This is a genomic window from Bifidobacterium samirii (genome assembly GCF_003952945.1).
Lineage (GTDB): Bacteria > Actinomycetota > Actinomycetes > Actinomycetales > Bifidobacteriaceae > Bifidobacterium > Bifidobacterium samirii.
In genome coordinates, this window is sequence record NZ_QXGK01000007.1 from 72,981 (window position 1) to 96,336 (window position 23,356).

The 23,356-nt window shown below is 67.6% G+C and carries 13 protein-coding genes, 1 other RNA gene and 1 pseudogene; 6 read left to right on the forward strand and 9 right to left on the reverse strand.

All coding sequences use genetic code 11. The annotated features are described in order from the left end of the window. Positions 1–84: 84 nt before the first annotated feature. Complete coding sequence (locus tag D2E24_RS04860) at positions 85–2,130, reverse strand: DEAD/DEAH box helicase (protein WP_420897474.1); 2,046 nt, start codon at positions 2,128–2,130, stop codon at positions 85–87. A 289-nt stretch (positions 2,131–2,419) separates the two neighbouring features. On the opposite strand from D2E24_RS04860, the gene D2E24_RS04865 reads away from it, so the two are divergent. Both D2E24_RS04865 and D2E24_RS04870 read left to right on the forward strand, forming a co-directional pair. After that, positions 2,420–8,260 carry an endo-alpha-N-acetylgalactosaminidase family protein gene (locus D2E24_RS04865; protein WP_125968196.1) on the forward strand — a complete coding sequence of 1,947 codons (5,841 nt, stop codon included), beginning with the start codon at positions 2,420–2,422 and terminating at the stop codon, positions 8,258–8,260. 239 nt (positions 8,261–8,499) lie between these two features. Continuing rightward, positions 8,500–14,310 (forward strand): endo-alpha-N-acetylgalactosaminidase family protein, encoded by a 5,811-nt coding sequence (locus tag D2E24_RS04870; RefSeq protein WP_125968197.1) that lies wholly within the window; start codon positions 8,500–8,502, stop codon positions 14,308–14,310. A gap of 172 nt (positions 14,311–14,482) precedes the next feature. Here D2E24_RS04870 and D2E24_RS04875 read toward each other — a convergent pair whose 3' ends face one another. From D2E24_RS04875 to D2E24_RS04885, 3 genes are all read right to left on the reverse strand, one after another. After that, positions 14,483–15,193: an SDR family oxidoreductase gene (locus D2E24_RS04875; protein WP_125968198.1), complete on the reverse strand. Its 711-nt coding sequence runs from the start codon at positions 15,191–15,193 to the stop codon at positions 14,483–14,485. 221 nt (positions 15,194–15,414) lie between these two features. Further along, a complete protein-coding gene (locus D2E24_RS04880; RefSeq protein ID WP_125968199.1) occupies positions 15,415–16,704 on the reverse strand; it encodes a uracil-xanthine permease family protein in 1,290 nt (429 codons plus the stop codon). A gap of 146 nt (positions 16,705–16,850) precedes the next feature. After that, a complete protein-coding gene (locus D2E24_RS04885; RefSeq protein ID WP_125968200.1) occupies positions 16,851–17,597 on the reverse strand; it encodes a helix-turn-helix domain-containing protein in 747 nt (248 codons plus the stop codon). Positions 17,598–17,796: 199 nt separating this feature from the next. Between D2E24_RS04885 and D2E24_RS10715 the strand changes: the two genes are divergently transcribed. The 4 genes from D2E24_RS10715 (at position 17,797) to D2E24_RS04895 (ending at position 19,260) form a co-directional block, all read left to right on the forward strand. After that, positions 17,797–17,922, forward strand: a complete 126-nt coding sequence (locus tag D2E24_RS10715; protein WP_277594699.1) for a hypothetical protein — start codon at positions 17,797–17,799, stop codon at positions 17,920–17,922. Between the two features lie 178 nt (positions 17,923–18,100). Further along, positions 18,101–18,223, forward strand: a complete 123-nt coding sequence (locus D2E24_RS10720) for a hypothetical protein (protein WP_277594700.1) — start codon at positions 18,101–18,103, stop codon at positions 18,221–18,223. Positions 18,224–18,279: 56 nt separating this feature from the next. Beyond that, positions 18,280–18,780 (forward strand): GNAT family N-acetyltransferase, encoded by a 501-nt coding sequence (locus D2E24_RS04890; protein WP_125968201.1) that lies wholly within the window; start codon positions 18,280–18,282, stop codon positions 18,778–18,780. 63 nt (positions 18,781–18,843) lie between these two features. Next, positions 18,844–19,260 carry a peptide deformylase gene (locus tag D2E24_RS04895; RefSeq protein WP_125968202.1) on the forward strand — a complete coding sequence of 139 codons (417 nt, stop codon included), beginning with the start codon at positions 18,844–18,846 and terminating at the stop codon, positions 19,258–19,260. A 93-nt stretch (positions 19,261–19,353) separates the two neighbouring features. Here D2E24_RS04895 and D2E24_RS04900 read toward each other — a convergent pair whose 3' ends face one another. The 5 genes and pseudogenes from D2E24_RS04900 to ssrA all read right to left on the reverse strand — a co-directional run bounded on the left by D2E24_RS04900 (position 19,354) and on the right by ssrA (position 23,253). Beyond that, on the reverse strand, positions 19,354–19,563 hold the full coding sequence (locus D2E24_RS04900; RefSeq protein ID WP_125968203.1) for a zinc ribbon domain-containing protein: 210 nt from the start codon (positions 19,561–19,563) through the stop codon (positions 19,354–19,356). A gap of 71 nt (positions 19,564–19,634) precedes the next feature. Continuing rightward, positions 19,635–20,039 (reverse strand): hypothetical protein, encoded by a 405-nt coding sequence (locus D2E24_RS10445; protein ID WP_206430931.1) that lies wholly within the window; start codon positions 20,037–20,039, stop codon positions 19,635–19,637. A 298-nt stretch (positions 20,040–20,337) separates the two neighbouring features. Beyond that, positions 20,338–21,744 (reverse strand): annotated as a pseudogene (locus D2E24_RS04910) (MDR family MFS transporter); the annotation flags it as partial. Between the two features lie 512 nt (positions 21,745–22,256). Next, positions 22,257–22,742, reverse strand: a complete 486-nt coding sequence (gene dtd / locus D2E24_RS04915; protein WP_125968204.1) for a D-aminoacyl-tRNA deacylase — start codon at positions 22,740–22,742, stop codon at positions 22,257–22,259. 113 nt (positions 22,743–22,855) lie between these two features. Continuing rightward, positions 22,856–23,253: a transfer-messenger RNA gene (ssrA, locus tag D2E24_RS04920) on the reverse strand. Between the last annotated feature and the right edge of the window lie 103 nt (positions 23,254–23,356).

The window sequence follows — 23,356 nt, forward strand, 5'->3', positions numbered from 1 at the left end:
CGCCGCATCCGCGGCCGGCTCCGACCAGGCCGTGACGGCCGCGGCCGGAACCGGCCGCGCCGCATCCCGTGCGGCGCAGACCGATCAGCGGGTGCGGAAGGGCACCTTGTGCATCTTCGAGCGGTGGCGGCGCGGCGCGGGCGCATTGCCGCGCCTGGCGGCCATGCGCCGCTCGTGGCGCTTGACGTCCTCGGAGCGCTCGTCGACGACGATGCGGTTCTCGTCCTTGCGGTGGATGCGCCTGCCGCCCGCTCCCCCGCGGCGCTCGCCGCGTGCGTCGGCCATGTCGCGGCCGTCTCGCCGGTCGGTGCGATCGGCTCGGCCATGGTCCGCCGAACGGCGTTCCTTCGTCGCCTCGCCCTGTGCGAGCCGTTCCTGACGTTCGACGTACTTGCGTCCCTTGCCGCGCTGCCCTCCGCGCTTCGCGTTCCCGTCGGACTTGCCGGACTTGCCGTCCGACGCGGACGTGCCCTCCCCGGCCTTTCCGCGAGCGCCGGCTTCGGCTTCAGCGCCGCGGCGCGGCTCATGGCGGCGTCGGCGCGCCTTGCCGGGGGTGAGTCGGGTCGCGCCGCCGTCGCTTGCGGCCATGTCTCGGGATGCGGCCTCGGACGTGTCGACGGTGCCGTCGATGACACCGTCGGCGGGCAGGTGGGCGAACGCCTTGGCGTCGGCCTCGGCTTCGAGCGCGATGTCGGGCAGCTCCCATGCGTCGGCGTTCCGGCCGCGTCGGCGGCGGCCGCCGCCCTTGGATGCGCCGGCCGCGCCGCCGCGGGTGCGGCGCGGGTTGCCGGCGGGCTGGGCCTGGTCGAGGCTCCAGCCGTTGACGGCGTCGGCGCGCTCGCCCATCAGCGCGAGCACTTCGGGCGATTCGTGGCGCACTTCGACGGATTTGACGCGGATGCCGGCGGCCTTGAGCATGCGTCGCGCCTCGCGCCGCTGGTCGGGCATGACGAGGGTGACGACGTCGCCGGTGCGGCCGGCGCGTGCGGTGCGGCCGGAGCGGTGCACGAACGACTTGGGGTCCTCCGGCGGGTCGACCTGGACGACGAGTTCGACGTTGCTGATGTCGATGCCGCGGGCGGCCACGTCGGTGGCGACGAGCACGTTGGCCGCGCCGTTCTCGAATGCGGCGAGGTTGCGGTCGCGCTGGTTCTGCGAGAGGTTGCCGTGCAGTTCGGCGGCGGGGATGCCGTTGTGGGTCAGGCTCTTGGCGAGCTTCTTCGCCTGGAACTTGGTGCGGGTGAACAGGATGCGCCGGCCCTTGCCGGAGGCGAGCACACGCACGACCTCGGACTTGTCGGATTTGGCGACCTCGAACACGTGCTGGGTCATCGTGTCGGAGGCGGCGGTCGGCTCGTCGACGCTGTGGGTCTTGGGGTCGCGCAGGAACTCGCGTACGACGCCGTCGACGCCGTGGTCGAGCGTCGCGGAGAACAGCATGTGCTGCGCGTCGGGGCGGATCTGGCCCAGGATGCGCTTCACCGGCGGCAGGAAGCCCATGTCGGCCATCTCGTCGGCCTCGTCGAGGACGACGACCTCCACGTCGGCCAGGGTGAGCATGTTCTGGCGCAGCAGGTCCTCGAGGCGGCCAGGGCAGGCGACGACGATGTCGGCGCCGGCGCGCAGGTCGCGCGCCTGGCGGCTGTAGCGCACGCCGCCGTACACGGTCGTGGTCTCCAGTCCGGACATCTGGGCGAGCGGCGCGAGCACGTCGTTGATCTGGTTGGCGAGCTCGCGCGTGGGCACGAGGATGAGGCCGCGCGGATGCGGCAGGAACCCGTCGGCGACGCGCTCGTCGTGCCGGCGGCGACGGTCCTGCTTGATCAGGCGGCGGTAGTCGGCCATCGTCATCCTGTCATGCCAGGGCGCGGCGCACAGGCGCGCGGCGAGCGGGATGCAGAACGCGAGCGTCTTGCCCGAGCCGGTGCGCCCGCGGCCGAGGACGTCGCGGCCGGACAGCGAGTCGGGCAGGGTGTCGGCCTGGATGGGGAACGCGTCGGTCTTGCCGTCGGCGGCGAGCACGCGCAGCAGCGGCTCGGGCACGCCGAGCTCGCGGAAGGGCACGGGGCGCACCTCGACGACGGGCATGGGGGCTTCGGACGGGAGGGATGTCTGGGGGTTCCTGGGCACGGGGGCCTTTCGTATTCGGGGATGCGCATCGCGCGGGCAAACCCGCCCACTGTAGCCCATAGGCGCTACTTCGCCGGGCGATACCGCGACCGATATCGAGAAAACACTACGTCAAACGATTTTAGGTTAACGTTAACACAGTTTATTAACAGTGCTTTTTCGCTGGAAACACAAGGCAACACATCGTCGTTGCGCCTTTTTGTTAACTATGTTATCTTTTTAAATTGCAATTGCCTTCCATGCTTCATCGCCATGGCGGGCACTCCTCAATGATGAGAAGGATTCAGTTATGAACAAACGAATCGCATCGGTGACGCTGGCTGCAGCCCTCGTCGTCGCCCCCATGGGCGTCGCGGGCGTGGCCAATGCGGAGCCGCTCCTCTCACAGGAGATGCAGAACCAGATTCTGCAGGTCCTGCAGGAGGGACAGGAGACGACGGAGGCCACAACACAGGCCGACGTCTCGGGCTGGACTGTGGACAGCAGCATCGCGCTCGGCGGGGAGATCCTCGAGGAGGCCGACGGATGGGTCCACTTCAAGTCCAACGAGAAGCACGGCAACGCCGTGAAGAACCCCTCCGAGAACAACAACTGGCCGGCGGTCGCCATCGCCGACCAGACGTTCGACTTCACCAAGGCCGGCCAGTTCCACGCCACGCTCAGGTCCCCGCAGGAGCCCAGCGACAACCGCTTCGGCTTCTACCTGGGCTACAAGGATCCGGGCAACGGCCTGTTCATCGGCTTCGACACCGGCGGCTGGTTCTGGCAGAAGTACGAGAACGGCGACGGCGCCTGGTACTCGGGCGACCGCATCGCGGCCCCGGCGGCCAACGCCGAGACCGACGTGCTCGTCTCCTGGACCGACGACCACAAGGTCACGCTCACCGTCGACGGCCAGACGGCCTTCACCGAGGACTTCTCCTCGATGGGCAACCTGAGCGACAAGGTCGCGATGAAGGCCGGCTCGTGGAAGAACTTCAACGACGTCACCGACATGTACGTCAAGGACTTCCCCGAGGCCGACACCTCCGTCTACGACGTGGCCGGCAACGTCTGGCACGACAAGGGCGTGGTGGCCGGCGCGACCGTGCGCATCGGCGACAAGACCGCCACCACCGACGCCAAGGGCAACTTCTCCGTCACCGGCCTGAAGAACGGCAAGTACACGCTCAGCGTGAGCGCCGAAGGCTATGAGGACGCCTCCCAGGAGGTCGTCATCAACGGATCCAGCCAGCTGGCCCTTCAGGTCAGGATGACCCCGGCCGCGGTGGTGGAGACCGAGACGCTCGCCACCGAGCAGATGACCGTCGCACTCAAGAAGCACTTCCCGTCCGTGCTCTCCTACACGATGAGCGACGGCAAGGTCATGCACGGCCAGTCCAGGGACGTGCGCACCGTCGAGATCAACGGCACCAACGTCGAGCTGACCGACGACGACGTGACCTTCAAGAAGGACGGCGACACCAAGGCCACGTATGTGCTGACCGTGAAGAACGAGGCCAAGCACGTCGACGCCGTCGTCACCGTCGAGATCGGCGTGGAGAAGAACACGCTGCACATGGACGTCACCAAGATCGAGAACAAGGCCGACGAGGACAAGTACCCGATCCAGACGATCTCGTTCCCCAACCACAGCCTCGTGTCCGTGCGCGCCGACCAGACCGACGCACAGTTCACCGGCGCCCGCATGTCGTCCGACACCAACAAGCCCGGCGACACGAACTTCGGCATCACCGACAGTCTCAACAAGACGAACGACGACTACACGTACGCGTTCGTCTCCGGCGGCGGTCTGAGCGCGGGCCTGTGGTCCAACTCCGAGCACGACGGCTCCACCGCCAGCGGCACCGTCGCGGGCGGCGCGAAGAACACCCGTGTGTACGCCACGACCCAGTCGGTCTCCGGCGTCACGTCGCTCGGCCTCGCCAGCGCCCCGTGGTACTACCATCGCACCGTGACGGATTCCAAGGGAAGGTCCTACGCCGTCGAGGAGACGGATATGCCGAAGATGGCCGTCGCGATCGCCGGCGACCAGAACGAGGACGGCACCGTCAACTGGCAGGACGGCGCCATCGCCTACCGGTCCATCATGAACAACCCGTACAAGTCCGAGGAGGTGCCCGAGCTCGTCGCCTGGCGCATCGCCATGAACTTCGGCGGACAGGCCCAGAACCCGTTCCTCACCACCCTCGACAACGTCAAGAAGGTCGCCCTCAACACCGACGGCCTCGGACAGTCCGTGCTCCTCAAGGGCTACGGCAACGAGGGCCACGACTCCGGACACCCCGACTACGCCGACATCGGCGAGCGCATCGGCGGCGCCGACGACATGAACGAGCTCATGGAGAAGGGAGCCGAATACGGCGCCCGCTTCGGCATCCACGTCAACGCGTCCGAGATGTACCCCGAAGCCAAGGCCTTCAACGAGGACATGGTCCGCCGCAACTCCTCCGGCGGCCTGAGCTACGGCTGGAACTGGCTCGATCAGGGCGTGGGCATCGACGGCATCTACGATCTGGCCTCCGGATCGCGCGAGAGCCGCTTCGACGCGCTGTCCGAGAAGGTCGGCGACAACATGGACTTCATCTACCTCGACGTGTGGGGCAACAACACCTCCGGCGCCGAGGACTCGTGGGAGACCCGCAAGATGAGCCAGATGATCAACGACAACGGCTGGCGCATGACCACCGAATGGGGCGCGGGCAACGAGTACGATTCGACCTTCCAGCACTGGGCGGCCGATCTGACCTACGGCGGCTCCGGCATGAAGGGCGAGAACTCCCAGGTGATGCGCTTCCTGCGCAACCACCAGAAGGACAGCTGGGTGGGCGACTACCCGAGCTACGGCGGCGCGGCCAACGCACCGCTGCTCGGCGGCTACAACATGAAGGACTTCGAGGGCTGGCAGGGACGCAACGACTACGCCGCGTACATCACCAACCTGTACACCCATGACGTGTCGACGAAGTTCATCCAGCACTTCAAGGTCACGCAGTGGGTCAACAGCCCGCTCGACGCGACCTCGACCCAGGACGCCTCCGTCAACAACGGCAATGAGCAGATCACGCTCAAGGACGACAACGGCAACACCCTCGTCCTGTCCCGCGGCTCCAACGACACGTCGAACGCCGCGTACCGCGACCGCACCATCACCCTCAACGGCGTGACCGTCGCCACCGGCGCGGTCTCCCGCGGCGACAACGGCACCGGCGGCACCGAGTCCTACCTCCTGCCCTGGATGTGGGACGCGTCCACCGGCGAGCTGCTCGGAAGCGACGACCAGCGCCTCTACCACTGGAACACCACCGGCGGCGAGACCACCTGGACCCTGCCGACCGGATGGGAGAACCTCTCCAGCGTCAAGGTGTACCAGCTGACCGACCAGGGCAAGACCGACGAGCAGGACGTGGCCGTCGTCAACGGCCAGGTCACGCTCAGCGCCGACGCGCAGACCCCGTACGTCGTGTACAAGGGCGAGGCCAAGCAGATCCAGGTCAACTGGAGCGACGGCATGCACGTCGTGGACGCCGGCTTCAACGGCGGCCAGGCCACCCTCAAGGACAACTGGACCGTCACCGGCAACGGCACCGCCGAGGTCGAGGGCACCAACAACGCCATGCTGCGCCTGACCGGCAAGGTCTCGGTCTCCCAGAAGATCACCGACCTCAAGGCCGGCGAGCGCTACGCGCTGTATCTGGGCGTCGACAACCGCACCGCGGGCGACGCGTCCGTGACCGTCACCGACGGCGGCACGACGCTGGCGTCGAACTCCACCGGCACGAGCATCGCCAAGAACTACATCAAGGCGTACGCGCACAACACCAACACGAACACGGAGGCCGGCAGCAGCTACTTCCAGAACATGTACGTGTGGTTCACCGCACCGGAGTCCGGCACCGCCGAAGTGACGCTGTCGCTCAAGAGCGACGACGCCGAGCATGCCTACTTCGATGACGTCCGCATCCTCGAGAACGCCTACGACGGCATCGTCTCCGAGGCCGACGGCACGCTCAAGACGCTGACCAACGACTTCGAGAACAACGCCCAGGGCATCTGGCCGTTCGTCATCTCGGGCATCGAGGGCGTCGAGGACAACCGCACCCACCTGTCGGAGCTGCACGCCCCGTACACGCAGGCCGGTTGGGACGTCAAGAAGATGGACGACGTGCTCGACGGCGACTGGTCCGTGAAGATCAACGGTCTGGCCGGCTACGGCACGCTCGCCTACCAGACGATCCCGCAGAACGTGAAGTTCGAGGCCGGCGAGCAGTACAAGGTCTCGTTCGACTACCAGTCCGGCTCCGACGACATCTACGCCGTCGCCATCGGACAGGGCGAGTTCAACGCGGCGTCCACCGAGTTCCAGAACCTCAAGAAGGCGCTGGGCGAGGACGGCCACTACGAGTTCACCCTCACGGGCGGCATCAACGGCGACTCCTGGTTCGGCATCTACTCGACCTCCACGGCGGCCGACACGCAGGGCACCAGCGGCAACGCGGCGAACTTCGGCGGCTACAAGGACTTCGTCCTCGACAACCTCACGATCGAGCACGTCGAGTCCGAGTCCCACTCCAAGGCCGACGCCCAGGCCAAGCTCGACGAGGTCACCGGCAAGTACGACGGCAGGCGTTCGGAGTACTCCGACGCCGCCTGGCGCACCTACCATGACACCATCGCCGAGGCCCGCGTGATGATCGACAGGATCGGCGCGACCGAGGCCGACTTCACCAAGGCGTACAACATCCTGTCCGCGCTCGACGAGTACATGGCCACCGCTCCCGGCAACGAGAGCAGCGACAAGTACGACGTCGCCACGGAGGGCGCGTACACGGTGAGCACCGGCAGCGAGGAGCCCACCGCCGGCCTGCCGAGCGAAGGCCCGGCCTCCCTGGCCCAGGACGGCGCCGAAGGCACCCACTGGCACACCAGCTGGAGCCAGAACGCCGTCGGCAACGGCACCGCGTGGTATGAGTTCAACCTGACCGAGCCGACCGACATCAACGGCCTGCGCTACCTGCCGCGCGCCGGCGCCGCGAACGCCAACGGCAAGATCAAGGGCTACACGATCGAGGTCGAGACCGCCGCCGGCACCGTCACGACGGCCGCGGAAGGCGAGTTCTCCACCACGACCATGTGGCAGAAGGCGAAGTTCGACACCGTCAAGGACGCCGTGCGCGTCCGCCTGACCGTGAAGACCTCCGCCGGCCAGTCCGAGTCGCAGGCGAACAAGTTCGCCTCCGCCGCCGAGCTGCGTCTGACCACCGACCGCGAGGTCGCCGAGGAGACCATCCCCGTCGACACGAGCGAGCTGGAGGAACTGGTCACCAAGGCCGAGGCCCTGCAGGAGAAGGACTACTCCGCCGACTCCTGGAAGGCGTTCGCCGAGGCCCGCGACTACGGCCGCAAGGTCCTCGACCGCCTGACCGGCGACACCCCGGAGACGTCCGACGACGACGCCTACGAAGTGGGCCTGGCCAGCGCGAACCTGCGCACCACGATGGCCGCCCTCGAGCGCGTCACCCCGGACTACGCCGCGCTTGACGCCGTGATCGCCAAGGCCGACGCCCTGGTCGCCGACGCCTACACGGAGGAGACCTGGCAGGCCATGCAGACCGCACTGGCCGACGCCAAGGCCGTCCGCGCCGACGAGAACGCCAACCAGAGCGCCATCGACAAGGCCGCCGAGACCCTGACCAAGGCGATCGACGCCCTGGAGAAGGCCGAGCCGAAGCCGGATCCGGAGCCGGGCACCGTCGATAAGACCAAGCTCGAGCAGGCGATCGCCAAGGCCGACGCGCTCAAGAAGGCCGACTACACCGAGGCCTCCTGGAACGCCCTGACCACGGCGCTCGACAAGGCCAAGGCCACGCTCGCCGACGAGAACGCCGACCAGACCGCGGTCGATCAGGCGCTCAAGGGCCTGCAGGACGCCATCGCCGGCCTCAAGGCCGCCGGCACCGGCACGGGCGACAACAAGCCCGGCCCGAGCCAGCCGTCCGGCAAGCCGTCCACCAAGCCCGGCAAGCCCGCGAACACGGGTGCGTCCATCGCCACGGCCGTCACCGCGGGATTCGTCCTGCTGGCCGGTGCGGGCGCGCTCACCATCGTGCGCCGCCGCCGTCTGGGCTGACCCAAGGGAATCGGGGGCGTGATCCCCACTCCCCCGGCACCCCGCTGACATGAATGGCGGGGACGACCTCCACGGCCGTCCCCGCCATTCGTCGTATCCGGGCGCCTTCCACGGCACACCAAGCATCGTCGTCCGTGACATTCCACGATTATGTTAAGATTGTTTACGTTAATGGCCGGCGATGCGGCTCATCACCCCCGCCGGCTTCCTCTCAACGATGAGATCCAAGGAACCACCGCATGAAACCACGCGTAGCATCGGCGGTGCTCTCCGCTACGCTCGTGCTCGTCCCGCTCGGGACGGTCGGCACGGCGTACGCGACGGAGACGCCGCCCTCCCCTCCCGCATCATCCGCAGACGCCACCCCCGCCGTCCCCGCCACCGACACGCAGGGGAACGCCGCCGAGCAGGACCCGACCGCATCCGTCCAAGGCTGGAGCCTCGACCCGGCGACCGCCAAGGGCGGCGAAACGCTCGAAGCATCCGGCGGATGGCTGAGGTTCGTCTCCGGCGACGGCAACGGCAACTCCGCCTCGGACGCCGCCCAGTATCCGGCGATCGCCGTATACGACCAGGAGTTCGACTTCACCACGACCGGCTCGTTCCACGCCACCGTGCAGTCGCCCAACAGCGCCGACACCAACCGATTCGGCTTCTACCTGGGCTACACGGATCCGGGCAACGGCCTGTTCGTCGGCTTCGACAAGAACGGCTGGTACTGGCAGAAGTACACCGACGGCGACGGCCCCTGGTACGAGAACAGCAGCCGCATCCCCTCACCCAAGGCCGACACGCCCGCATCCGTGACCGTCTCCTGGGACGGCCGCACCGCGACCGTCACCGTCGACGGCGTCAAGGCGTTCGACGTCGACTACTCGTCCATGACCAACCTGACCGGCAGGCTCGCCATGAAGGCCGGCTCCTACCGCGACGCCACGCACGACGAGAAGACCGACGTGTCCATCAGGGACTTCCCCGCCGAGGACGTCAGCACGCACGCGGTCACCGGCATCGTACGCGACGCCGCGGGCGCCCCCGTCGCCGGGGCGACCGTCGCCGCGTCGGGCGCATCGTGCGTCACCGGAGCCGACGGCGCGTTCCGTCTCGAAGGACTGCGCAACGGCGAGCATACGCTCGGCGTGAGCGCCGCCGGATACGAATCCGCGACCGTCACCGTCACCGTGGACGGGGACGACGTGGCCCTCGACACCGACATCACCCTCGCCCCGGCTGCGGTGGTGGAGACCGAGACGCTCAAGACCGAGCAGATGACCGTCGCGCTCAAGAAGCACTTCCCGTCCGTGCTCACCTACACGATGAGCGACGGCAAGGTCATGCACGGCCAGACCAAAGACGTGCGCACCGTCGAGATCAACGGCGTCAACGTCGAGCTCACCGACAAGGACGTGACCTTCACCAAGGACAGCGACACCAAGGCCACGTATGTGCTGACCGTGAAGAACACGGCCAAGCACGTCGACGCGGTCGTCACCGTCGAGATCAGCGTGGAGAAGAACACGCTGCACATGGACGTCACCAAGATCGAGAACAAGGCCGACGAGGACACGCACCCGATCCAGACGATCTCGTTCCCCAACCACAGCCTCGTGTCCGTGCGCGCCGACCAGGACAACGCACAATTCACCGGCGCGATCATGTCGTCCAGCAACGCGAAGGTCGGCGACGAGAACATCGCGCTCACCGCGTCCACGTCGATGACCGACAAGGACTACATGTACGCGTTCGTCTCCGGCGGCGGGCTCAGCGCCGGCCTGTGGTCCAACTCCGAGCACGACGGCCGCACCGGAAGCGGGACCGACAACGGCGGCAACCAGAACACGCGCGTGTACGCGACCACGCAGGACGTCGACGGCGTCCGTTCGCTCGGCCTCGCCAGCGCGCCCTGGTACTACCATCGGGTCGTCACCGACACCAACGGCACGAAGTACACGGCCGACGAGACGGAGATGCCGCAGATGGCCGTCGCGATCGCCGGCGACCAGAACGAGGACGGCACCGTCAACTGGCAGGACGGCGCCATCGCCTACCGGTCCATCATGAACAACCCGTACAAGTCCGAGGAGGTGCCCGAGCTCGTCGCCTGGCGCATCGCCATGAACTTCGGCGGACAGGCCCAGAACCCGTTCCTCACCACCCTCGACAACGTCAAGAAGGTCGCCCTCAACACCGACGGCCTGGGACAGTCCGTGCTCCTCAAGGGCTACGGCAACGAGGGCCACGACTCCGGACACCCCGACTACGCCGACATCGGCGAGCGCATCGGCGGCGCCGACGACATGAACGAGCTCATGGAGAAGGGAGCCGAATACGGCGCCCGCTTCGGCATCCACGTCAACGCGTCCGAGATGTACCCCGAAGCCAAGGCCTTCAGCGAGGATCTTCTGCGACGCAACGGCAACGGGTCGCTGTACTACAGCTGGGACTGGATCGACCAGGCCATCGGCATCAACGGCATCTACGACCTCATGAGCGGCGAGCGCGAGAACCGCTTCCAGGAGCTCAAGGACGAGGTGGGCGACAACCTCGACTTCATCTACCTCGACGTGTGGGGCACCAAGCACTCCGGCGCCGAGGACTCGTGGGAGACCCGCCGCGTGGCCGACACGATCAACTCGCTCGGCTGGAACGTGGGCACCGAATACGGCACCGCGATGGAGTACGAGGCGACGTTCCACCATTGGGCGGCCGACCTCACCGGCGGCAACGCGTCGCTCAAGGGCGAGAACTCCGAAGTGATGCGCTTCCTGCGCAACCACCAGAAGGACAGCTGGATGGGCGACTACCCCAAGTACGGGCAGCCGTCCAACGCGCCGCTGCTCGGCGGCTACAGCATGACCGACTTCGAGGGCTGGCAGGGACGCAACGACTACGACAAGTACATCCGCAACCTGTACACCTACGACGTGTCCACGAAGTTCATCCAGCACTTCAAGGTGACCCGCTGGGTCAACAACCCGCTGCTCAACGCCTCCAACGGCAACGCCAACGCCGTGCGCGACACGTCCGTGAACAACGGTAACGAGCAGATCACGCTCAAGGACGACAACGGCAACACCCTCGTCCTGTCCCGCGGCTCCAACGACACGTCGAACGCCGCGTACCGCCAGCGCACCATCACCCTCAACGGCGTGACCATCGCCACCGGCGCGGTCTCCCGCGGCGACAACGGCACCGGCGGCACCGAGTCCTACCTCCTGCCCTGGATGTGGGACGCGTCCACCGGCGACCTGCTCGGCAGCGACGACCAGCGTCTCTACCACTGGAACACCACCGGCGGCCAGACCGAATGGACCCTGCCCACCGGCTGGGAGAACCTCTCCAGCGTCAAGGTGTACCGGCTGACCGACCAGGGCAAGACCGACGAGCAGGACGTCGCGGTCGTCGACGGCAAGGTCACGCTGAGCGCCGACGCGCAGACCCCGTACGTCGTGTACAAGGGCGAGGCCAAGCAGATCCAGGTCAACTGGAGCGACGGCATGCACGTCGTGGACGCCGGGTTCAACGGCGGACAGGCCACCCTGGAGGACAACTGGACCGTCACCGGCAACGGCACCGCCGAAGTCGTCAAGACCCAGGCCGGCAACCCCGTGCTGAGGCTCGACGGCGACGCGACCGTCACGCAGACCGCCGAAGGACTCACCCCCGGCGAGCGCTACGCGCTGTATCTGGGCGTCGACAACCGCAGCGACGGCGACGCGACGGTGAGCGTGGCGGACGGTTCGACCGTGCTGGCGTCGAACTCCACCGGCCGCAGCATCGCCCGAAACTACGTCAAGGCGTACGCGCACAACACGAACTCCCCGACCGTGGGCGGTTCGAGCTACTTCCAGAACATGTACGTGTGGTTCACCGCACCCGAATCGGGCAAGGTCACGCTGACCCTGTCCCATGAGGGCGAGGGGTCGGCGTACTGGGACGACGTGCGGTTCGTACGCAACGACTACGACGGCATCACCTGCGACGAGCAGGGGCGCATCGTCACGCTGACCAACGACTTCGAGGACAACGCGCAGGGCATCTGGCCGTTCGTGATGGCAGGCATCGAAGGCGTCGAGGACAACCGCATCCACATGGCCGAACGCCACGACCCGTACACGCAGGCCGGCTGGGAGGCCAAGAAGATGGACGACGTGATCGACGGCGACTGGTCGATCAAGATCCACGGTCTGACCGGCGGCGGCAAGCTCGCCTACCAGACGATCCCGCAAACCATGCGCTTCGAGCCCGGCGTGACCTATAAGGTCTCGTTCGACTACCAGTCCGGCTCCGAAGGCACCTACGCGATCGCCGTCGGCCACGGCGAATACTCGGCCGACTCGGTCACCCTCACCCCGCTCGCCAAGGCGCTGGGCGAGGACGGCCACGCCGAGTTCACCGTCACCGGCTCCCTGGACGGGGATTCGTGGTTCGGCATCAGCTCCACCACCACCGCGGCCGACACGCAGGGCGTGGGCGGCAAGGCGGCCAACCTCGGCGGATACAAGGACCTCGTCCTCGACAACCTGAGGATCGAACGCGTCGACGCCGAGGCGAAGACCAAGGAGGAGGCGCAGGCCCTGCTCAAGACGGTCCGCGACGAGTACGACTCCCGCCGAGCCGACTTCTCCGAGGAGGCGTGGAACGTCTACCGCACGACCCTCACCGAGGCGCGCGTGCTCATCGACAAGGACGGAGCCGGCGAAGCCGACTACACGTCCGCGTACACGCTGCTGACCGCGCTCGGCGAGTACATGAGGACCGCTCCGGGATCCGAAGGCAGCAGCCGGGACGACATCGCCTCCGACCGCTACACGGTCAGCACCGGCAGCGCCGAGACCTCGAACTCGAACAACCACGAGGAAGGCCCGGCCGCACTGGCGCAGGACGGCGACGCGAACACGCGCTGGCACACCGAATACCGGGTCAACGCCGTGTCCAACGGCACCGCCTGGTACCAGTTCGACCTCGGCGAACCCGCCACCGTCAGCGGCCTGCGCTACCTGCCGCGCCCCGGCGGCGCCAACGTGAACGGCAAGATCAAGGGCTACACGATCACGCTGACGCTCGCCGACGGCACCACCAGGGAGGTCGACGGCACGTTCCGGACCGACACCGTATGGCAGAAGGTCTCGTTCGAGCCGGTGGAGAACGTCACGGCCGTGCGTCTGACCGCGAAATCCTCCGCAGGCGACACCGCCGGCAACACCAACAAGTTCGCCGCAGCGGCCGAACTGCGGATCGTCGGCCCGGGCGGGGACGCCGAGGACACGGTGGACCGCAGCGCGTTGCAGGCGCTCGTCGATCAGGCCGGCGCACTGTCCGAGAAGGACTACACCGCCGATTCGTGGACGGGCTTCGCCGCCGCGCTCGCCAAGGCCGGCACCGTGCTGTCCGATGAGGACGCCGACGACTACGACGTCGCCCTCGCCGTCGAGAACCTGAACCATGCGATGCGCTCGCTGGTCAGGGACGAGACGCCCGATCCGGGTCCGGACCCCGAGCCGGAGCCGGTGGACAAGAGCGCGCTGACGGCACTGCTCGCCGACGCGAACAAGCTCGCCGAGGACGATTACACGGCGGAGTCGTGGGCGCCGTTCGCACAGGCGCGCACCGCCGCCCAGCAGACGCTGGACGACTCGGACGCGACCGCCGAGGCCGTGGCACAGGCCGTCGCGACCCTGCAGGGCGCGATGGATGCGCTGGTCGAGGAGACCGTCAAGCCCGATCCCGATCCGTCACCGGATCCCGACCCGGATCCGTCACCGGATCCCGACCCGGATCCGTTACCGGATCCCGATCCCGATCCGACTCCGGATCCCGATCCCGACCCGACGCCGACGCCCACCCCGGATCCGGACAAGCCCGGCCCGAGCCAGCCGACCGACCAGACCAAGCCCGGCACGACCGGCAAGCCGACGGGCAAGCCGTCCACGAAGCCCGGTACGACCGCCCATACGGGCGCGTCGATCGCCACGGCAGCGACCGCCGGCTTCGTCCTGCTGGCCGGAGCGGTGGCCCTCGTCGTCGCGCGCCGGCGCCGTATGGGCTGATCCACGGGAACCGGGGGTGTGATTCCCGCTCCCCCGGCCCGCTGACATGAATGGCGGGGACGACCTCCACGGTCGTCCCCGCCATTCGTCATATACGGCCCATATGGCCGGCGCGCTTAGCACGTCCGGCGCATCGACGTTGCGGCTGCCACACCGCGGCGACGGCCCACGGTCACACGTAGTTGCGTTCGATGAGGATGTCGGAGACGGTCAGGTTCGCCTCGTTGACGAGGTTGAACAGGATGACCTCGGCCAGCTGGGCCGGGTCCATGAACGTGTGCTGCTTCTCCTCGGACACGTAGTCGTGGCTGTCGCGGTAGAAGGCGGTGTCGATGCCGCCGGGGAACACGCCCACGACCTTCACGCTCGTGCCCTTGTAGGCGGCCTTGAGGCTCTGCGTGTAGCCCTTCTCGCCCCACTTGGTGGCGCAGTACACGGATTCGTTCGCGTTGCCGCGCGTGGCGGCGGTGCTCATCACGTTCGCGATCTTCAGGTCGGCCTCGCCGCAGGCGCGCAGCGTCTCGACGCTCCACAGGATCATGCCCTTGAGCCCCTTGAGGCACTTGTCGATGTCGGCCGCCTCGTATGCGGTGGGCGTCTTGAAGGAGGGCTGGCCGGCGTTGTTGATCAGCAGGTCGATGTGGCCGAGCGCGGCGATGCGGGCGACGGCGTCCTTGCAGAACAGCTCGTCGGACACGTCGCCGACGAACGCCTGGTACGAGTCGGCGGGGAACATGCGCGTCAGCTCCACCTGGCGCGCCTCGTCGAAGTCGATGCCGGCGACGAACCAGCCGCGGTCGATCAGCTGGCGCGTCAGCTCGTATCCCAGTCCGAGCGCGCTGCCGGTGACGATCGCGATCTTCCTGCCGTTGTCCATTGCCATGGGTTGCCTCCTTGCCTTTGGCGGCGCCGACGGATGCGCGCCGTCCGTTGGCGGCCGGTCCGGCCGTCGCGCCACATCGTATCGAGCCGGTCGGACGCTGCCGGACGGGCGCATCGGATGTCTCCCCATACGACGAAGGGGAGCCGGGGCGCGAAGCCCCGACTCCCCCGAGCCGTGTCGTGTGGCGGCCGTGCGCGATGCGCGCGTCGGCCGCGCAGGGACTACTGGATGTCCGGATCGTCCTTGTCGATGGTGCCGGTGGCCTTGCCGATGGCCTTGAGGCCGTGGTAGGCGACCAGGATCACGATCGTGCCGATGGCGATGCCGTTGAACTGCACGCCCTGGACGGCGAAGGTGAAGTCGGCGATGCCGATGATCATGATGATCGCGGCGACCATCGCGTTGAGCGGCTTGTCGAAGTTGACCTTGTTCTCGACCCAGATGCGCACGCCCATCATGCCGATCATGCCGTAGAGCAGCGTGGTGACGCCGCCAAGCACGCCGGACGGGATGGTGTTGATGATCGCGCCGAACTTCGGGCACAGGCTCAGCAGCAGCGCGAAGCCGGCGGCGAACCAGTAGGCGGCGGTCGAGTAGACCTTGGTGGCGGCCATCACGCCGATGTTCTCGCCGTAGGTGGTGGTGCCGGAGCCGCCGCCGAAGCCGGCGATCGCGGTGCCGAGGCCGTCGGCGAACAGGGCGGTGCCCATCTGGTCGTCGTAGTCGCGGCCGGTCATCTGCGCCACGGACTTGACGTGGCCGACGTTCTCGGCGATGAGGACGAGCACGACCGGGATGAACATCGGCAGGATGGAGAAGTCGACCTGCGGCAGGTGGAAGGTCGGCAGGCCCACCCAGGCGGCCTCGCCGATCGCGGAGAAGTCGACCTGGCCGCGGATGCACGCGTACAGGTAGCCGATGATCACGCCGATGAGGATGTTGAGTCGGCCGATCAGGCCGCGGAACAGGACCGCGATGAGCAGCACGGCCACGAGGGTGACGAGCGCGGTGTCGGGGGCCTGCTGGAAGTTGTTCCACACGCTCGGGGCGAGGTTGAAGCCGATGATGGCCACGATGGCGCCGTTGACGACCGGCGGCATGATGATGTCGATCCACTTGGCGCCGGCGAAGTGCACGGCCACGCCGATCAGGGCGAGCAGCAGGCCGGTGACCATGATGCCGAAGCTGGCGACGGCCAGGCCCTTGTTGGCGCTGGTCACGGCGGCGATCGGGGCGATGAAGCCGAAGGACGAGCCGAGGTAGCTCGGCAGCACATTCCTGTTGATGAGCAGGAACAGGGCGGTCGACATCGCGGTGAAGAACAGCGTGGTCGACGGGTCGAAGCCGGTGAGGATCGGCACGAGGAAGGTCGCGCCGAACATGGCGACGACGTGCTGGGCGCCGATGCCGGCGGTGCGGCCCCAGGTCAGGCGCTCGTCGGGATCGACGACCTCGCCCGGCGCGAGGGTCTTGCCGTCGCCGTGCAGGCTCCAGCTGAACAGGCTCTTCATACTGAACTCCTTTGGTTCTCTCGCGCGGCGCTCCTACATCGCTCGCCGCGCACATTCGCAAGTATTGTAGCCGGTCGGCTGGTCCGCGCAGGTGCGGGCATGGCGGCCGGCGACGAGGCCGATGCCGCGGCATCGCGGCGGCGCGCTCACTCGGGCCAGATGCCGGACTGGGCGTAGCGGCTGCGGTATTCGCCGGGCGTCATGCCGCAGCGGCGCTTGAACACCTTGCCGAAGTGGCTCTGGGAGCGGTAGGCGAGGATCTGCGAGATCTCGGCGAACGAGTATTCGGAGTACTTGAGCATGTTGCACGCCGCCTCCATGCGCTTGCCGGTCACGTACGAGGAGATCGGCTCGCCCATCTCGCGGGCGAACAGCTCCGACAGGTACGTGGGGTTGAGGTGGACGTGGGCGGCGAGCGCCGCGACGGTGATGCGCTCGTGCAGGTGGTAGTGGATGTAGTCGACGCATTCGGCGACGGCCTTGGAGTGGGTGTCGGCCTTCTGCATGTCGGCCATGGCCCAGGTGAAGAAGGTCATCATGTCGGCGTGGAGGCGGCGCACGGCTTCGGCGCTGTCGCAGCGGTCCATGTCCTGGATGTACAGGTCGGACGCGTTGTAGGCGTCCTCCTCGTCCATGCCGCCTTCGATGGCGAAGCGGGTGGCGAGCGTGATGGAGGTGACGAACCGGTATTTGGCGTTGCGCACCGGATCGTCGGACAGGTGGCCGTACAGGCCGGAGTCCCAGAGTCGCGAGCTTTCCTGGATGGCGGCGACGTCGCCGGAGCGCATGAGGTCGTACTGCTTCATCTCCTCGACGTAGCGGTGGTGGCGGATGCGGTCCTCGCGGGAGATGAAGTCGAGATATCTGAGTTTCGCCTCTTCGACGACGGCCATGACGCGCCCCTTCCGTGGATGCCGGCTCGAACGGAATGTGAACGAAAGGTAAACAAGTCGGCATACCCGATGATTGTACCAAAGAAACGACGAAAGCGGCATGCGAGACCGGCCCCGGCCGTCGTAATCTGAACCCGCAACACAACGAAAGAACACGAAAGACCGCCCGACAGACGGCATCACAGGAAAGGAGTCCATCATGATGGACAACGAAATGATGAACAAGGCTCTGCGTTCCCCGCTCGCCGCTTCCGACCCCTCGCTGGGCCACTACGCGCTGTCCCAGACCGCATGGAAGGCCATCAAGAGCCTGCTGCGCAAGTAACGCCAGCCCCTCACACGGCCCGTCATGCCCCCCTATGACACGCATGACCGCCGCAGACGACGCGTCCGATGCGCGTCCCCACGATCCGGCGTGACCGGCCCGAGCCGGGCGAAACGGATCGCCATTCAAGCTTCACGGCTTCTGCTTCAAGACTTTTTCAATCGTTAGGAGAATCATCATGAACGACGAGATGCTCGACAAGGCCCTGCGCGCCCCGCTGTCCACCGCCGACCCGTCGCTGGGCTACTACGCCCTGTCCCGCGCCGCGTGGAAGCTCATCAAGAACACGTTCTCCAAGTGACCCCGTGCCGCCGCGGCGGCATCGGCACCTGGAATCCAAGGCCCGCATCCCCACGGATGCGGGCCTTCGCGTATAGTGGGCCGGGACCTGCAACCCCGAGGAAGGGAGCGACCTTGCGCATCAGCGCCACCCACAGCCTGACCGAGGCGGCACGCGGCATCCGCACCGCCGTATTCGTCGTGGAAAAGGACTACCGGCCGGAATTCGACGGCTGGGACGACGACCCGCGCACCACGCATCTGCTGGCGTTCGACGGCGAGCGCCCGGTCGGCACCTGCCGCCTCTACCCCGATCCGGACCATCCCGACCAGCCGGGCCGCTATGTGATCGCGCGTCTCGCCGTGCTGCCCGACGCGCAGGGACGCGGGTTCGGTTCGGCGCTGCTCGGACGCGCCGAGGCGATCGTCGCCGGCGAGGGCGGGCGGATCGCCGCCGTCCACGTCGAGGACAAGAACTTCGCGTTCTACGAGCGGTACGGCTATGCGACGACCGACGAGATGTACGACGGCGGCACGCACGGCTGGATGACCAAGCCGCTGGACCGGCGCGCCGACTGACCCACGGCGGCCGCGACGGCCGCGACACCGACACCCGCCATACCCGCGAACGAAAGGAAACCGATGATCCGCACCATCATGCGCTCCCCCGCCTTCCTGCGCATCCCCTCCGAGCCGGCCGGCGAGGCCGACCTGCCCGTCATGGCGGACCTGCTCGACACGCTCGCCGCGCACGCGGACGAGTGCGTCGGCATGGCCGCGAACATGATCGGCGTGTCCAAGCGCATCATCGTCGTCCATGACGAGGAGACCGGCCGCGACCTGGCGATGATGAACCCCCGCATCATCGCCGGCGGCGGCCCGTACGAGACGAGCGAGGGCTGCCTGTCGCTCGACGGCGTGCGCCCGACGACCCGCTACGAGCGCGTCACCGTCACGTTCCTGGACCGCCGGATGCGCGAGCGCACGGCGACGTTCGAGGGGTTCACCGCGCAGATCATCCAGCATGAGATCGACCACTGCGACGGCGTGCTGATCTGACGGCACCGTCGATACGACTCGGATACGACGAGGTCCTTCCCACCCGCACAGGTGGGAAGGACCTCGTCATATCCGAGTCGGTATCGTACCGGCTCAGGACATCAGGAAGTCGAGCACGTTCATGCCGGTGTCGGTCCGGGCGCGGTAGAGCTCGGTGTAGCCGCACTGCCGGCAGCTGACCGTGATGAACCGCTTGTTCTGGATGTCGAAGATCTTGGCGAAGTTGCCGCCGGTCGCCTGAAACTGGTCGGTGTCGTAGTCCCGGCATCCGCATTTGGCGCATTCGTACTGGCGTTGCTGCATGGTGTCCCCTGTCGTCGTCATCGGCCCGGCCGCCGTGGCGGGGCCGTCTCCATCGTATCAGCGGCCGCCGCTCAGCGCAGGAAGCGGGTCCATGAGCGCAGCGGATTCGTACCGCCGCCGACCACGCCGGAGACGTTCAGCTGCGTGCCGATGCGTTCCTCGACCCGGTCGAATGCCTGGGCGAGGATCAGATTGCCGGGCACGGTGGTCAGCAGGAACGCGAGCACGGCGGCGATCGCGGCCTTGATCATGCCCTTGATGAGCCGGTAGACGATGCGGAACGCCGCGTAGGCGACGGCCGCGCCGACGGCGACCGTCAGCAGCGTGCGCAGCCCCTCCGGCAGGCCGGCGTACCACAGGGCGATGCGGTCGATGAACGAGAGGTCCAGATCGGACAGGTCGAGGGTCGACAGGTCGATCGACGGCAGGTCGGCGACGTGCGCCGCTCCCCCGGCGACGGTATCGGACGTGATCATGGCGTCTCCTTTCCGCGGTCCGATGCGGACCGGCGGTTCGACGGCGACGCGGCGCGCGGCCGCGGGGCGGACGGACGCCCGCACCGCCCCATCATGCCGCATGGCCGCGGCGAACGGAGGCAGGACACGCCATGCGCACGGTATCGGCACACACCCGCCGTCGCCGAAGAAGTACGGCGCACGGCGGACCGCCGCGGTGCGCCGACGGCCGGGCCGGGGTCATGCGACGGCCGCCGTCATACGCCGTCGGTCAGAGCGTCACCTCCTCGACGGTCATGTCGGCGGTATGGGTGCGGCGCACCGTGGCGACGCACACGACGAGCGCGGCGCACGCGATCGCGGCGCACAGCAGGTACGACACGGCGATGCCCTGCGCGGCGGCCTCGCGCGCGCCGTCGGCCTGCCGGGCGGCGGTCACCGACGTCTGCGCGGTGACCAGCAGCGACGTGGCGACGGCGGCCGCGATCTGACGGCCGGTGTTGGCGATCGCGTTGCCCTGCGCGATCTTCTCGACGTGCAGCGCGTTGACGCCCCACGTGTTGATCGGCATGTTGGCGAGCGCCTGGCCGGTCGCCTGCAGCATGCAGAACACGGCGACGAACCAGACGGGCGTGCCGGTGCCGACGGTGCCGAGCATGCCGAGCGACAGGGTCATCAGGGCGAGGCCGCCGATGCCGACGCCGCGCGGGCCGAAGCGGTCGAACAGCATGCCGGAGACGGGGCTGAGGACGATGCCCACGGCGGCGGCCGGCAGCATCACCATGCCGGTGACGGTGGCGGATTCGCCCAGCACGTTCTGGATGAAGATCGGCAGCGTCACGTTGGTGACGGCCACGGACGCGTTGATCAGCGTGACGAGGAGGGCCGAATGGCGGAAGACGCGCACGCGCAGCGTGTCGAGGTGCAGCAGCGGCTCGTCGAGCCTCGTCTGCCGGTGCAGGAACGCGACGAGCGCGACCAGGCCGACGGCGATCGGCGCGATGACGACGGGCGTGGCCCATCCGGCGGTGGATGCGGTGGAGAAGCCGTACAGGATGCCGCCGAACGCGACGGTGGACAGGACGACCGACGCGACGTCGAGGCGTGCGCGGCGCGTCACGCCCACGTTCCGCAGCAGCATGACGCCGGCGGCGAGGATGATCGCGGCGAGCGCGGCGACGCCCCAGAACATCGGACGCCAGCCGGCCCTGTCGATGACCATGCCGCCGATGACCGGGCCGATGGCGGGGCCGGCGGCCATGACGATGCCGGCCATGCCCATCGCGGTGCCGCGCTGTTCGAGCGGGTAGACGAGCATCGGCACGACGGCGACGAGCGGCAGCAGGATGCCCGAGGCGGCGGCCTGCAGCACGCGGCCGGCGATGAGCACGCCGAAGCCGGGTGCGAGCGCGCACAGGACGGTGCCGATCGTGAACATGCCCAGCGCTCCGGCGAACAGGCGGCGTGTGGAGAAGCGGTCGATGAGGTAGCCGGAGATCGGCACCATGATGCCGGAGACGAGCATGTAGATGCTGGTGACCCACTGGACGGTGCCGGTGTCGATGGCGAAGTCGCGCATGAGCGCGGGCAGCGCCGGCGACATGACGGTCTGGTTGAGCAGGGCGACGAACGCGCCGACGGTGATGACGGCGACGATCATGAAACGGTCGTGCGGGTCGACGGCCGGGGTGGACGACGGCTTGGCTGCACCGGACGATGCGGGCATGGTGGAGGATTCGGTCGATGATGCGATCGAGGACAAGGATGGTTCCTTCCGTGGTCGGTATGCGGACGAGGGCATGACGGACCGCTCCGGCGGCGCGCGGCGACGCGAGACGGGCCGGGCGGGCCGCACCCTCTACCAGCGCATGGCCGTCAGGCTCAGATGCGGCTTGGCGTACAGCACGCTGCCCACGTAGGAACCGAGGCGGGCGCGTGCGATGAACTTCGCGAAGCGGTAGTGGTTCACGCAGGCCCTCCCCCGGATGTCGGATCGAACGCGTCCGACGAGGCGCCGTTCGATGCTGATTGATGATGATCGTGTCGTTTGATGGCGGACGGCGATGCGATCGCCGTCCGCATGACGAGCGTCGAGTAGCCTATCATCGATTCGCCGGCCGGCGACCGCCACGTATCATCGGACATTCACCATATCTTCACAATCACCGCCGACGAAGGCGCGACGGCGGACGGCGGACGGCGGACGGCGGACGGCGGACGCCGACCGGACCGCGGCCGTCACGCCTTGCGCTTCATGTCGACGTCGGTGTCGATCACGATCGTGACCGGGCCGTCGTTGACGAGGCCGACGCGCATGTGCGCGCCGAAACGGCCCTCGCGCACCGGGACGCCGCCGGAGCGCAGCGCCTCGTTGAAGCGGATCCACATCAGGTCGGCGTGCTCGGGCGCACCGGCACGCACGAAGCTGGGCCGGTTGCCCTTGCGCACGTCGGCGAACAAGGTGAACTGGGAGATGGACAGGATCTCGCCGCCCACGTCCTGGATGGAGCGGTTCATCCGCCCCTGCTCGTCCTCGAAGACGCGCAGGCACAGGATCTTGTGGGCCAGCCAGGCGATTTCGGCCTCGCCGTCCGTGTCGGACACGCCGACCAGCAGCATGTAGCCGTGGCCGATCTGCTGCGGCTCGAAGGTGGGATCGATGGTGCCCAGTTCGTTGACGACGTCGACGCTCGCCTGGGACACTCGTTGGAGAACAACACGCATGGGTCACGATTATGCCATGCGATGCAACGGAACGACGGCGCGGGCCGCGCCGGCGGATTCGCCCCGGATACGACGAGAGGGCGCCGCCCCCGCAGGAGCGACGCCCTCTCGATTGGTGGAGACGCCGGGAATTGAACCCGGGTCCGGTGACCGTACCCGCAGTCTTCTACGTGCGTAGTCTGCTGGCCGTGCGGCGGTTTTTCTGCCCCCATCGGTGTCGCAGACGACTGATGGCGGGCATATTCGCAGTCAAAGTCCCCGAATCACCCTGCGACGCGATGATTCGGGCAAGTCCTCTTAACGACGCTCAGCATCTCCCCGAAGACGAAGGAGAGTGAACGGAGCGGCTGCTCACTGGTTAATCCTGGCGCGAAGCTCAGGCAGCGAGAGCGAACTCAGTGCGGTTAGATTTGGCACTTATTGTTTTGCCGGGGGGCATCCACGAGCGGACCCGGCGTTCTCGGCACGCTTCCCTGCAGCGAACAGGTCACCGTCGAAACCGATCGTCCCCAATCTTGAATTCTCAAGCCCCGTGACGAGCACGGACTTATCAATATACAACCGGCCTCGCGTCTTGGCAAGGCGGCGCGGCCGGTTCGCGCACGGCGAACGCG